The 13,728-nt window shown below is 41.0% G+C and carries 12 protein-coding genes; 9 read left to right on the top strand and 3 right to left on the bottom strand.

The genetic code is table 11. The features are described from left to right. The first annotated feature begins 56 nt into the window (after positions 1 to 56). The 7 genes from ACDZ29_RS07195 (at position 57) to ACDZ29_RS07165 (ending at position 4,704) form a co-directional block, all read left to right on the top strand. The gene (locus tag ACDZ29_RS07195) at positions 57 to 821 is read left to right on the top strand and encodes a DUF2705 family protein (RefSeq protein ID WP_375090556.1); all 765 of its coding nucleotides are present in this window, start codon (positions 57 to 59) and stop codon (positions 819 to 821) included. After that, positions 811 to 1,542, top strand: coding sequence for a WxPxxD family membrane protein (locus ACDZ29_RS07190; RefSeq protein WP_375090555.1), 732 nt, complete (start codon positions 811 to 813; stop codon positions 1,540 to 1,542). Before ACDZ29_RS07195 ends, ACDZ29_RS07190 begins: the two co-directional genes overlap by 11 nt. After that, positions 1,535 to 2,257 carry a DUF2705 family protein gene (locus tag ACDZ29_RS07185; RefSeq protein ID WP_375090554.1) on the top strand — a complete coding sequence of 241 codons (723 nt, stop codon included), beginning with the start codon at positions 1,535 to 1,537 and terminating at the stop codon, positions 2,255 to 2,257. Before ACDZ29_RS07190 ends, ACDZ29_RS07185 begins: the two co-directional genes overlap by 8 nt. A gap of 11 nt (positions 2,258 to 2,268) precedes the next feature. After that, complete coding sequence (locus ACDZ29_RS07180; RefSeq protein ID WP_375090553.1) at positions 2,269 to 2,910, top strand: ATP-binding cassette domain-containing protein; 642 nt, start codon at positions 2,269 to 2,271, stop codon at positions 2,908 to 2,910. Further along, positions 2,897 to 3,541: a hypothetical protein gene (locus ACDZ29_RS07175; protein ID WP_375090552.1), complete on the top strand. Its 645-nt coding sequence runs from the start codon at positions 2,897 to 2,899 to the stop codon at positions 3,539 to 3,541. Before ACDZ29_RS07180 ends, ACDZ29_RS07175 begins: the two co-directional genes overlap by 14 nt. Before the next feature lie 52 nt (positions 3,542 to 3,593). Further along, positions 3,594 to 4,085: a DUF2716 domain-containing protein gene (locus ACDZ29_RS07170; RefSeq protein WP_370016599.1), complete on the top strand. Its 492-nt coding sequence runs from the start codon at positions 3,594 to 3,596 to the stop codon at positions 4,083 to 4,085. A gap of 97 nt (positions 4,086 to 4,182) precedes the next feature. Beyond that, the gene (locus ACDZ29_RS07165; RefSeq protein ID WP_375090551.1) at positions 4,183 to 4,704 is read left to right on the top strand and encodes a hypothetical protein; all 522 of its coding nucleotides are present in this window, start codon (positions 4,183 to 4,185) and stop codon (positions 4,702 to 4,704) included. 571 nt (positions 4,705 to 5,275) lie between these two features. Here ACDZ29_RS07165 and ACDZ29_RS07160 read toward each other — a convergent pair. The 3 genes from ACDZ29_RS07160 to ACDZ29_RS07150 all read right to left on the bottom strand — a co-directional run bounded on the left by ACDZ29_RS07160 (position 5,276) and on the right by ACDZ29_RS07150 (position 7,536). Then, entirely contained in the window at positions 5,276 to 5,875 is a 600-nt protein-coding gene (locus ACDZ29_RS07160; protein WP_370016598.1) for a hypothetical protein, read from the bottom strand. Positions 5,876 to 6,002: 127 nt separating this feature from the next. Then, complete coding sequence (locus ACDZ29_RS07155) at positions 6,003 to 6,497, bottom strand: spore coat protein (protein ID WP_289326688.1); 495 nt, start codon at positions 6,495 to 6,497, stop codon at positions 6,003 to 6,005. Between the two features lie 136 nt (positions 6,498 to 6,633). After that, on the bottom strand, positions 6,634 to 7,536 hold the full coding sequence (locus ACDZ29_RS07150) for a LysR family transcriptional regulator (RefSeq protein ID WP_370016597.1): 903 nt from the start codon (positions 7,534 to 7,536) through the stop codon (positions 6,634 to 6,636). 133 nt (positions 7,537 to 7,669) lie between these two features. Here ACDZ29_RS07150 and gltB point away from each other — a divergent pair, with 133 nt between their 5' ends. Together gltB and gltD are read left to right on the top strand one after the other, a co-directional pair. Further along, a complete protein-coding gene (gene gltB, locus ACDZ29_RS07145; protein ID WP_375090550.1) occupies positions 7,670 to 12,220 on the top strand; it encodes a glutamate synthase large subunit in 4,551 nt (1,516 codons plus the stop codon). 16 nt (positions 12,221 to 12,236) lie between these two features. Beyond that, positions 12,237 to 13,718: a glutamate synthase small subunit gene (gltD, locus tag ACDZ29_RS07140; protein WP_289314680.1), complete on the top strand. Its 1,482-nt coding sequence runs from the start codon at positions 12,237 to 12,239 to the stop codon at positions 13,716 to 13,718. Positions 13,719 to 13,728 lie beyond the last annotated feature (10 nt).

The raw sequence follows: 13,728 nt of genomic DNA, 5'->3' as shown, positions 1-13,728 counted from the left end.
GGTGAAGCCACCTTGGATGATTGTTGACTCAAGGTGGCTTTCTAAAGGGAGACAAAATGAATAGTTATTATTATCGATTAACAAATAATAAAAAAACAAAGTTCATCGTGTTATGTATTGTGGCGATTGTTATTATTGATATTTTTATTTTGATCGGCAATGTTTTAGAGTCATGGATCATGCCCCATCTAGCCACTTTTTTAGCGGGAAGTTCATTAGGTCATATGATGCAAATACTACTTATTTGGTTTTTGCCTATTTTTCTATTAATCTTGTGTGCCGACAGCTATATCCAAGACTATAAAACAGGCTATCGATATATCGTAGCGACCAAAAAAGGGCGATACTCTTATTATAAAACGATGTTATTGGGAAATATGTCATTTGCCTTTTTAGTGATGGTTGGTTGCTTGCTATTAAACATGATTATTGCATATTTTGTATTCATGAATGGTGAATTTGATACAGGGTTGACACCAGATTTATCCCCGGAAAATCTTTTATATACACTCGCCAACAAAATGCCTGCTGTCACCAATGTGGTTTATATCATCATTTTTGGGTTTTACACTAGTTTATGTGCAGGGATGGCGACTGTTCTTAGTTGGTGTTTCCCGGATATAAAGTATACATATCCGTTAAGCTTTGTTATCTGGTTTTCACAAATTTTAGGGCTGAATTATTCATTAGCAATGATCATCCAGCCTTTTAACGAAGTGACCTTGGAAGCTTTCGTTTTTATTTTCTTTAGATCGACCATCCTTTTTTTAGCGATCATCACAGTCGGGTTCATGTATAAGGTGAAAAGTGATGAAGTCTAATCAAAAAAAAGTGTATGTATCACTGCTGCTTGTTCTGTTATTTGGATGTTTATGGATGACCTATAATATTCATTATTTAAAAATCAAGCAGCTAGACCCAGCGTATCTTTTGATCAGTGATGTAAGTGCGAGTGTAGAAGGCTATCTCTCAGTTAAAAATTTACTGATCACATATATTATTCCTTTGTTACTATTTTATCGTTTTTTTATTGAAGATGAGCATCCACATATTATCGTTCGCTTAACATCAAGAATCGACATGTATCGGAGACGGAGCATCCAAGTTTTTATAAGTTCGTTTATCTTTGCGTTCATCATCTTAATGATTAATTTCGTAGCTGTTTTCTTATTTGATAGATTTCACTTTATATCATCAAAATATTGGAACTTATCTCTACTTAATTTAGCCCTATTGACGTGTATTTATTTCTCGATTGGCCTGCTTTATTATTTCATTTTTGATTATTCCAATTCAATCATAGCGATGGCAGCGACCTTTTGTATTTGTTTTTTCTTATATGTGATGAAGAGTCAGCTGAATATTGCTTGGGGTCCTGCCAGCTCCGCAAATGTTATCGATCCTTTATTAAGCAGCGGAATTACAGGATATTATTCGCTAATCATGATTGGAAAAGAATTATTTCTATCTCTCGTGATGGTTTTACTTGGGCTATTTGCGATCGAGAAAAAAGATTTCATGTTTGGTGTTTCTGATGACTAAACGAATCTTCTTAACGATGTTGATCGTCATTTTGTTGCAAATTTTACTATTTGATTATTTCGATGGCTCTAAAACCGATCTTACGGGATATATGATCGTTAGCGGAGTTCCGATCAGTAATAAGTTTGTTGTATTGGGAACATGGTATATGTTTTTTTCTGGATTGAGTTTTTTGTCGTTAGGTTATTTGCGGCAATATATTTCCGGTTATGGGGTCTACCTGATGATCAGGGAAAAAAGCAGGGTGAAACTTGGGCTTAGAAGAATCGGGAACTTAATGATCCTTATATCTGGATTATCGTTAATTCAACTTCTTTTCTCGATCATATTCGCTTTTATAAATAAGGAGGATCAGGTTTTTTTTTATGATGATTTTCAATCATTGATTTGTATAGCGGGTCTTTATATGATGTCCAATATTGTCCTGATTTTCATTCAAATGGCACTCGAACTTCATTTTACGGAGGAAGTATCTTTATTGCTGATAAATGTTTATGTGCTTTTTTCGGTTACATTAGGCGGAGTTCTATTATCTACACAAAAGCTGACGTGGATTTTATATTTTTTGCTTCCCAATTTCGGCATGTATGTAAGAAGTGATGTACTTGAAACTGGCGGAATATCAACAGTAAATGCTTATATCGTTTTAACCGTAATGACGATCATTTTAACTGTTTTAACCTATAGACGATTAAAGAAAATCGATTTAATTTAACGAGGTGCACAATGACAAAAATACGAATTAGCTCTTTACATAAAAAGATGAAGAAGAAGACACTTTTGCATGATATCAATTATGAGTTTAACAGCGGGAAAATTTATGGTTTGTATGGAAGGAATGGCTCCGGTAAAACGATGCTGCTTAGAGCGATTGCAGGATTAATCATGCCAAGCTCAGGAGAAATTGCCATAGACGAAAAAATCCTTCATAAAGATATTTTCTTTCCTGCTAATAGTAGTGTCATTATTGAAAACACTTCGCTGCTGCACCAATATGACGCTTATACAAATCTGAAAATATTAGCAAAAATCAGGAATATTGCCACTGATGAAGATATTAAAGCGAATATAAAAAGAGTCGGCCTTGATCCGGAATCAAAAATGAAGGTTGGAAAATTTTCGTTAGGAATGAAGCAGCGTCTAAGCGTCGCCCAAGCGATATTTGAAAAACCGGACATTTTATTATTGGATGAACCGACAAATGCCATCGATGAAGAAGGTGTTACGCTAGTTTATCAGATCTTGAAGGAAGAAAAAGAGCGCGGCGCCCTCATTCTGTTGACAAGCCATCATAAACAGGACCTGGAGGCATTAGCCGATGAGTATGTAAAGATGGATAATGGAGGAATCGTCCTTGACTCTAAATAAAAGCATAGCCGCGTTAACTTTACTCGTATTGATAAGCGGATTCCTTATCTATAAAGTGTACATTGTTCCATCAGCTATGAGTGCCACTAATAGAAATACGGAAAATAATGCTGCTTCCTATAAGGTGTTGGAATCACAAAACATCATTGTCGGGAGAGATATCGATCAGGGTTATTATGATATTAAAGCTCTCGATAGTGAAGCTGTAGTTGCTGGCAATAAAATGCACAAAAATGCTGTAATGCATGCAGAGCCTTCATATATGAATGAAAATTTCTCAATTAATGGGAAGATTGAATTCAAGCCTTCTGAATTTGAAAAAGTCGTGAAAAAAAATCAAAAAATCATCATGAAAGATCCTGGTCATTATGTGGTCGGTACAGAGATCCCAGCGGGAAAATATGTGCTTTCAAGAACAACCGATAAAATCCGAGTGTTTGTCGATATAAAAGATGAAACGGAAACCGAAAGCTTGCAAACGATTCAATGGGAAATTGACGAAAAAGTGAAAAAACCAATCGAGATCGAACTGAAAAAGGGCTATAACGTATATATTAAGAAAATGGATAAAGATGGTTTTATATCAAATGAGGGCGATCTGGTATTGGAGAGAAATAATGAGAAATTTTAGGAAATTTAATAGTTTGAGATCCTAGCAACTGCAATTTAAAGGTGGTTATTTAATGAAGAACTGGGTTCCTTTTTCGGACAAAGAGTACGACCAAATTTGGGAAAGGATATATAGAGATTTTAAATTTGAGCCAAGTATTTCTGAATTTCCGTCCTTTAAAGTGCCGTATCCTTTTATAACATATGATGTTTCTGATTACTTCGGAGAGTCAGTGGATTTGGATGCTTATGATGACCTCGAAGAAAAGGCATTACTTGTATTTAAAGAGAACACATCATTTAACGAATATATACTGGCACTCGATTGGCAGCACGAATGTTATTGGGTAAATCCAAACGTAAAGTTTGAAAGAGATGAATTCGGTGAATGGATAATACCAATCTTTCCGAATGGCGATTACTATTTCTTTATTCAGAAGGATTTTAAGTGGGGCTTTTTAGGGCATCCATGGGAAAAAAGTATAACTATATTTGGAAAAGAACTAATAAATGGTTTTGGTAAACATAAGCCAAGGATGTTTCATAAGATTTTAAGACAGGAATGATATATAATTTTAAAGACCCCATATTGGGCCCCTTATCGTTTTGGTAAAATCAACACTATCATTTAATAGAGCCATTAATTTTTAGGAGTATCGGTGATTGGAAAAAATAAAAAAAGCAAACAATTTTTTGTTATTTACTATAATCATTTTAGCAGTAATAAGTTTTTTTGTAGGGTATAAGTTTTATGAATATAAAACAAAAACGACAGATCTATCAAAAGAAAATATAGATCATATATATTTATTGGACAGTATGGAAAAGTATCGAAAGAACCACTTTTTTTCTCTCGCTAAAGATGTTAGCCATCCGGGTTATAAAATGTATAACATCGATAAAAATCTAAATAAACGAATTACTGTACATAAGGGTAAAAAAAATAACAGGATATATAGAATTGAAACTTTTGATTCTAGCTCCAAGACTTCTAAGAATGTTTCCATAGGTACATCTGAAAAAGACTTAATTAAAATCTATGGGGGAAACTATATAGAGCGCTCCAGTGATCAAACTGACAAATTAATTGAATATATTGATCAGGATAACCATATATTAATTTCATTCTTTATCTATAAAGATAAAGTAGATGGTATTAATTTAGAATTGAAGGACTTTAAATAAATTCACAAAATTTATATTAGAACAATAAGAACTTGTACGCTCTTGGCGGACTCTCATTAGCTTATTTTAATCTCGGTAAAAAAAGTCTAGTGTAATTACGATAAACTAGGGGAATGTTGGAACATTGATCCGTAATCTGTCATCTTGCGGGATTCCTTATTTCAAATGTATATACCTAGGGCGGGATTTTCGAGGGTCATTATATCCGCCGGTTATTTGATGTCCGAGAGAGCTCGCGATGACTACTGCTGCAAAGAGGAGGATGATTTTCTTCAATGTAATATCTTCTTTCCGTTTTTTTTATTTTAAAAGATTACACCCAAATGCCTCTTCCTTCAACCCCTTTTTAAAATTTTCCCATACCCATTATTTGGACTTGCTCATATATCGAATGAGCAAGATCATCATTTGCTTGGGCTTTTACACTTCATCAATTTGATCGCCAACCCTTTTTTGAATCTTCAAATGGCTCATTTATTTTCTTGAAGTCATAGAGTTTTGTAGTATTAGCGTGCTAAAAATAAACTGTGCAGGTGCAAGTTCGATTCAACTTGCCCCTGCATTTGTCAGCTCATTTAGTGAATTCACTTCTCAGGAGGTAGACAACATCGTATTCCTTCAACTCGTCCATATGGCCATCCATATCACCATAAAAATCAGTGGAAAGTGAACGTATGCCTCCATTTCCGCTTGAGTAGCATATACTCGCCAATGCAAGCTTTGTTGTGCTGTTAATATTGATATTATCAGGACTGCCCCATACGCTGGAATCCTTTCTATCAATGCTCTCAGGATAAGTAGCTGAAACCAAACCGTCATCGTTTTGAATGCTGATATTGAACATCGATTGATCTTGGTCATCATCCGTTTTGGATGTGGTGAAGATAATCGTCCCATTCTTTTCAACCCCAGTTGTCATGCGGCCTTTTTCATCCTCAACTAGTTTACCAAATTCATATTTCTCGACCCAGACGGATATCTCCTTGTATGTATCATCAACTTTGAAATCGATAAGGAAGGAATGTTCACTTGAACTCTCCAGGATTGCTTTTTCCCTAGCGGTCAACTCAGGAACTGAAAGGATATTCTCGGATTTTGGCCCATCAGCCTTACAGGCGACTAAAGAAAATGATAGTAGGGATATGCTGATGGATAAAAAGATCTTTTTCATGATTTTCACCTCTTTAATACTTTCAACCTAATTAAAACCAATTCTTATATATTATAACATTATAATGAAAATCGGAATCGGAACGCGGCAAAAAGGCAAGCAATCGGTATGCTTACCTTTTTTGTATTTAGAATGGCTGGGAAAGAGCCTTATTGGCAACATCGACGTCATTTTGAAGCAGTTGGTTCAAGTCGTATGCAGGATAGAGGTTTCTTTCATAAAGGTAGTTGAAAATCTTGGCATGGGTATCGATGGCTCCATTTAAATGTTTCTTAAATACTTTTCGAAGAGAAGGGGTGGCTGTTTCAGTAATGGCAAGTGCATAACTTTTGATGGATGATTTGGCAAAGCCCAGCAATTCCCCGGCAGCAGCGGCCGAAGCGTCATCCCTTAATACATCGTCATCCCGGCCCGTCTTAGGCGCCAATGGGTAAAATTGCAGCAGCTCCATGATGTTTTGGGTAAGGGTATCAATCGTTTGCTTATATATCGTTTTTAAAATGGGGTCTTTTATTTTTGGAAAAGCTTTTTTAAATTTCATAAGGGCATTGGACTGGGCGGCGACCAATTCATGAAGCTCGAGTGTTTCATGCCATGCAAGATGTGAATGGGTGGGTGTCATTTAAGTTCCTCCTGAACGAATAATCTTGATACGTTATTCGAACAGTGGGCTATTTGTAAGTTGTCTAGTGAAATCATTTATGGAAAAGGCTGTCCCATCTTCGTTCACATTCACAGTTTAGAAGGATCGCCATATTTTATTGATATTGCTCGAGAACAGAGAAAAACTTTTTGGCAAATTCATAAAACACCTTTTCCGATGGAGCCAATTCCCTGTGTTTTGGAGTGATGATGCCAACAGTCCGTTTGACTTCGGGTGTATCGATCGGGATTTTGACGGTAAGTCTTGGAGTGACTTCATAAAACGTACTTTCAGGGAGCAGACTGACTCCGATTCCGGCTGATACGAGACCTTTAATGGAATCCATGTCTTCACCTTCCGAGGTGATGTTCGGTGCGAAACCAGCTGCTTTGCACGCTTCGATAGCGATAGTGTGAAGGATGTATCCTTTCGGAAACAAGACGAATGGATCATTTCGTAAGTCATTTAGTCGCAAACTCTTCCTTTCCGCTAATGGGTGAGTTATGGGCAGTAAAGCGGAAATGTTTTCCGTGAACAGGATATGACCTTCGATATCTGGATCGTTTGTCGGGATTGGTCCAAGGAAGGCTAATCCGATTTCGCGATTTTTGACGGCTTCCTTTAAAGAGGAATAAGATCCCTGTCTTAAGTGGAACCCGATATTCGGCTGCTCATCTTTAAAAGCAGAAATAACGGTAGGCAGTAAATGGGTGGAAAGGCTAGTCGGGAACCCGATCTTAATGGTTCCATGTTCAGGGTCCAAAAACTCCTCAATTTGATATTTGGCATATTCTATCGCATGTATCGCCGTTTTTGCATGGATAAGGAATATTTTTCCGATAGGGGTTAACTGAATATTTCGGCCGATTTTTTCAAATAAAAGGACGCCAAGCTCATCTTCCAATCTGGAAATTTGCCGGCTGATTGCTGATTGTGCGATATGCAGGTGCTCTGCGGCTTCAGAGACGTGTTCTCTCTCGGCGACTTCAACAAAATACCGTAATTGCCGTAGTTCCATTTATTCATCCTCCAACCATTCATCTCAAATTGAGATAGATTCTATTAGAATTATATATTGTTTATATCGATTTGAAAACCTAGAATAAATGTAAGTGATATAACGGTGTAAGAATACGATGGGGGCGATTAATATGACATACAATAAAATACCAAAAGCACAAGGGCTCTACCATCCTGAATTTGAACATGATGCATGTGGGATCGGTTTATACGCTCATTTAAAAGGGCTTGCTACACATGACATCGTCAAACAAGGACTGAAGATGCTGTGCCAATTAGATCATCGCGGCGGACAAGGCAGCGATCCCCTTACAGGAGATGGCGCAGGATTAATGGTGCAGATTCCCGATAAATATTTCAGGCTGGCATGCCCGGAGATGAATTTGCCAGCAAAAGGGCGCTACGGTGTAGGCATGCTTTTTTTCTCTAACAATGAGGATGAACGGAATGAAATTGAAGCTCGTTTGAATGCATTTATCGAACAAGAGGGCCAAACGCTATTAGGCTGGAGAACGGTCCCTGTTGATGCAGCGAAAATCGGGGAGGTCGGTAAGGAGACATGTCCGACGATCCGCCAAGTATTCATCGGTGCCAGTGAAGGAATAACCGATGATTTAGCTTTTGAACGTAAATTGTTCATTATTAGAAAACAAGCTGAAAACTGGGCTCGTGAACGTGGGAATCGTTTTTATTTTGCCAGCCTTTCAAGTACTACGATCGTTTACAAAGGTTTGTTGACACCTGAGCAGGTGGATGCATTTTATCTTGACCTTCAACAGGAGGATTTCGTTTCGGCTTTCGCTTTAGTGCATTCCCGCTTCAGCACGAATACTTTTCCTAGTTGGGAACGGGCACATCCAAACCGTTACCTGATTCATAATGGCGAAATCAATACGCTTAGAGGCAATGTGAATTGGATGAAAGCGCGTGAGCAGCAGTTTGTTTCAGAAGCATTCGGAGATGACCTGCAAAAGGTACTGCCCATTTTGGATATAGACGGCAGTGATTCCTCGATTCTTGATAATGCACTTGAATTCTTCGTCCTAGCCGGGCGTAAACCGGCACATGCGGCCATGATGCTCATTCCTGAACCATGGACGGAAAATCCGCATATGACGAAGGAAAAGAAGGCATTTTACGAATATCATAGCATGCTCATGGAGCCATGGGATGGTCCGACGGCCATATCCTTTACGAATGGCAAGCAAATCGGGGCAATCCTAGATCGAAATGGTTTAAGGCCTGCAAGGTATTATGTGACAAAAGATGACTACATCATTTTCTCCTCCGAAGTCGGCGTGATCGATGTGGAGCCGGAGAATGTATTATATAAAGATCGTTTAAGCCCAGGCAGAATGCTTTTAATAGATTTAGAGGAAGGCCGTATTGTTTCCGATGAAGAAATCAAGACGGAAATGGCTCAGGAAAATCCATACCAGCAATGGCTGGACGAACAGCTTGTTCAATTAAGTGACGAAGAACCAGTGACCGAAGGGAAGCCATTGAGTGATTTGTTATTCAGGCAAAAAGCGTTCGGATACACATATGAAGATGTCCAAAAATATTTACTGCCGGTCATTACCGAAGGCAAAGACCCGCTGGGCAGCATGGGGAATGACATTCCGTTAGCGGTCTTATCAGATCGTCCGCAGTCGCTATTCAACTATTTCAAACAATCCTTTGCACAAGTAACCAACCCGCCAATCGATTCGCTTCGTGAACAGATCGTCACGTCAACGATGACATTTCTGGGTGCGGAAGGAGATTTGCTGAAACCGGATGAAACGAACAGCCGCCGCATTCAATTGGATTCACCTGTTTTGACGCCAGGTCAAATGCAGCAGTTGAAGGAAAATGCCTATCCGGAATTCAAAAGCAAAGTCATACACACTTTATTTTCAGAAGATTTAGAGAGTGAACTCGATCGCATCTGCCGTGAAGCGGAACAAGCGATCGCTGATGGTGTCAGCCTTTTGATATTATCTGACAAGGATATGAGCAAAGAAAAGGCTGCGATTCCTTCCTTGTTGGCTGCGAGCTCCCTTCATCAAGAGCTTATCCGTCATGGAAACCGTACGAAAGTGAGCATTATCGTTGAATCGGGTGAAGCAAGGGAAGTCCATCATTATGCGTCCCTTATCGGGTATGGAGTGGATGCGATTTACCCATACCTTGCTTATGAAACATATAAGCAAGCTGTATTGGAAGGCAGTTTAGCCATCAGCTACGAAGAAACGGTAAGGAAATATGTAAGCTCCTTGACGGAAGGTATCGTAAAAGTGATGTCGAAAATGGGGATTTCCACAATTCAAAGTTATCGTGGGGCACAAATTTTCGAAGCAGTCGGAATTGGTGCTGATGTAATCGAACGCTATTTCAGTGGTACGGCATCGCAGCTTAGTGGGATAGATTTGGAAACGATAGCGGATGAAGCGTTGATTCGCCATAGAAAAGCTGCAGCTGATTCCCTTGACCAAACACTTGAAAGCGGAAGTGATTTTCAATGGAGAAAAACAGGGGAACATCATGCTTTCAATCCTAAAACGATCCATACACTGCAATGGGCCTGCCGGAAAGGCGATTATAATTTATTTAAGCAATATTCAAACTTGGCGAATGAAGAGAGACTCGGATTTTTACGGAATTTATTCTCGTTCGATCAAAAGCGCCAAAGCATTTCAATAGATGAAGTGGAATCCGTGGAATCCATCGTCAGCCGATTCAAAACGGGTGCGATGTCATTCGGTTCATTGAGTCAGGAAGCACATGAAACATTGGCGATCGCGATGAACCGTTTAGGCGGAAAAAGCAATAGCGGTGAAGGCGGGGAACACCCAAGCCGTTACCAAGTGGATGAAAATGGTGATAACCGCCGTAGCGGGATTAAACAAATTGCATCTGGACGCTTTGGTGTGAAAAGCCATTACCTAGTCAATGCCGATGAACTTCAAATCAAAATGGCACAAGGTGCAAAGCCGGGTGAAGGCGGCCAGCTACCGGGGAATAAAGTATATCCTTGGGTTGCAGAGGTTCGTGGTTCCACACCAGGTGTCGGCCTGATTTCACCGCCTCCGCATCATGATATCTATTCGATTGAGGATTTGGCACAGCTGATCCATGATTTAAAGAATGCGAATCGTGATGCCAGGATCAGCGTCAAGCTAGTGTCAAAAGCAGGCGTAGGCACGATTGCAGCGGGTGTGGCCAAAGGTGCCGCAGATGTCATCGTTATCAGCGGGTATGATGGCGGTACGGGTGCATCACCAAAAACAAGTATCAAACATACGGGTCTTCCTTGGGAGCTTGGCCTTGCTGAAGCACACCAAACATTGATGCTGAATGGCCTGCGCAGCCGTGTAGTCCTTGAAACGGACGGGAAATTAATGACGGGACGCGACGTTGTCATGGCGGCAATCCTTGGAGCGGAAGAATTCGGCTTTGCTACGGCACCGCTTGTGGTACTTGGCTGTGTCATGATGCGTGCTTGTCATTTGGATACATGTCCAGTCGGGGTAGCTACTCAAAACCCTGAGCTTCGCAGCAAATTCACTGGAGATCCGGATCATGTCGTGAATTTCATGCGCTTCATCGCTGAGGAAGTGCGGGAAACGATGGCTGAGCTTGGTTTTAGAACACTAGAGGAGATGGTCGGCCGCACTGATGTTTTACAAGTGAGCGAGCGGGCACAAAACCATTGGAAAGCGAAGCATCTGGACTTGACGACACTTCTTTTCCAACCGGAGGGGATACGTACGTATCAACTTCCGCAAAACCATAAAATTGACGAATCCTTAGATATCCGTGAGATTTTACCTGTGGTGCAGCCTGCTTTAAATGATCAAACCCAAGTGGATGTCAGCTTCCCGATTACAAACGTGAACCGTGTGGTGGGAACGATCGTCGGCAGTGAAGTATCCAAACGCTATGGGGAAGATGGGTTGCCTGAAGATACGATCACACTTCGCTTTACGGGATCGGCGGGCCAGAGCTTCGGTGCGTTCATTCCAAAAGGAATGTCGATGTATTTGACAGGTGATGTCAATGACTATGTTGGGAAAGGATTATCTGGCGGTAAGATCATTGTCACGGCACCTTCTGGGAATCAGATTGAGGCCGGGGACAATGTAATTGCCGGTAATATCGCCTTATACGGTGCAACAAGCGGCGAGGCCTACATTAATGGCCGTGCGGGAGAACGATTTGCCGTACGGAACAGTGGAGTCAATGTCGTGGTTGAAGGAATTGGAGACCATGGCTGTGAGTATATGACAGGCGGTCGTGTGGTCATCCTTGGCGACGTCGGCAAAAACTTTGCGGCAGGAATGTCAGGCGGCATCGCTTATGTACTTGCCGATGATGCAGAAGAATTCAAGGCATTATGCAATGGTGAAATGATAGAATTCGAGACGCTGGCGGATATGGATGATGCAAACGAGGTAAAAGAAATGCTTTACAGCCACCTTCATTATACAGAGAGTGCAAAAGCCTCTTATGTACTGGAGAACTGGGAGGATTTCGTTAAGAAATTCGTAAAAGTCATTCCGAAAGATTACAAACGGATGATGAAAAGCATCAATGAGCAGAAGAACGCTGGGTTGTCGGATGAAGAAGCGATCATGAGTGCATTTCATGCAAATTCCGTTCAAGATAAAAAAATCACTAAACAAGCTGTGATGCAGTAAGGAAGGGGAGAGAAAGATGGGAAAAGCAACAGGATTTATGGATTATCCGCGAGAAAAGCCAACAGACCGGAATCCTCTCACTCGTTTAAGCGACTGGAGAGAATATACAGCTCCTTTCTCTGATGAAAAGTTAAGTACACAGGGAGCGCGGTGTATGGACTGCGCGACCCCTTTCTGCCATATGGGCATGGAATTGAACCGAGTCACAACAGGCTGTCCGATTCATAATCTGATCCCGGAGTGGAATGATTTGGTTTACCGCGGCAGATGGAAAGAAGCATTGGACCGTTTGTCGAAAACGAATAATTTCCCTGAATTCACCGGGCGAGTTTGCCCGGCCCCGTGTGAAGGGTCTTGTACGGTAGCGATAAGCGACCCTGCGGTTACCATCAAGAACATTGAACGGACCATCATCGATAAAGGATTTGAAAATGGCTGGATCACGCCTCGCATCCCTGAGAGTAGGACCGGCAAGAAAATTGCCATCATCGGTTCAGGCCCAGCAGGATTGGCGAGTGCCGATCAGTTAAATCAAGCAGGTCATTCTGTCACGGTTTATGAGCGCGCAGACCGTGCAGGCGGGCTGTTGACATACGGCATCCCGAACATGAAACTTGAAAAAGATGTCGTTGCACGCCGGATCAAATTATTGACCCAAGAAGGCATCGATTTCATTACCAATACGGAAGTGGGCAAAGATATTTCAGCCGAAGAACTGCAAGATCAATATGATGCAGTCATCCTATGCACAGGTGCCCAAAAGCAGCGTGACCTGGAAATTGAAGGCCGCGGGGCATCAGGCATTCACCTTGCTATGGATTACTTGACCACCTCGACTAAAAGCCTGTTGGACTCCAATTTTGAAGACGGCAAATTTTTAGACACGAAGGGTAAGGATGTCATCGTCATCGGCGGCGGGGATACAGGAGCGGACTGTGTCGCGACTGCCCTTCGCCAGGAATGTAAGAGCGTCGTACAATTCGGGAAGCATCCAATCCTTCCGACGGCCCGTACATCTGATAATATGTGGCCGGCCTACCCGAATGTATTTTCACTAGAATATGCGTATGAAGAAGCGGAAGCGAAATTTGGTGCTGATCCGCGTCAATATTCCATCCAAACAAAGAAAATCGTAGCCGATGAAAATGGAAACGTTAAAGAACTGCATACAATCTCAATGGAAAAAATCAAAGGTGAAGATGGAATATACATTTTCAGGGAAGTTCCAGGAACTGAAAAAGTATGGCCTGCCCAATTCGTTTTCATCGCAATCGGATTTGAAGGCACTGAACAGCCACTATTAACTCAATTTGGCGTAGAAACAGTCAATCAAAAAATTGATGCCGTCTATGGCGAATACAGAACGAATGTCGAAGGCGTTTTCGCTGCCGGAGATGCAAGGAGAGGCCAAAGCCTCATCGTTTGGGCGATAAATGAAGGCCGTGAAGTAGCACGTGAAGTGGACCGCTACTTGATGGGCGCATCGGTATTGCCATAATTGCAAAAGA

Source organism: Peribacillus sp. RS7 (genome assembly GCF_041956845.1).
Classification (GTDB): Bacteria; Bacillota; Bacilli; order Bacillales; family DSM-1321; genus Peribacillus.
This window is presented reverse-complemented; position numbering and strand designations above follow the sequence as displayed.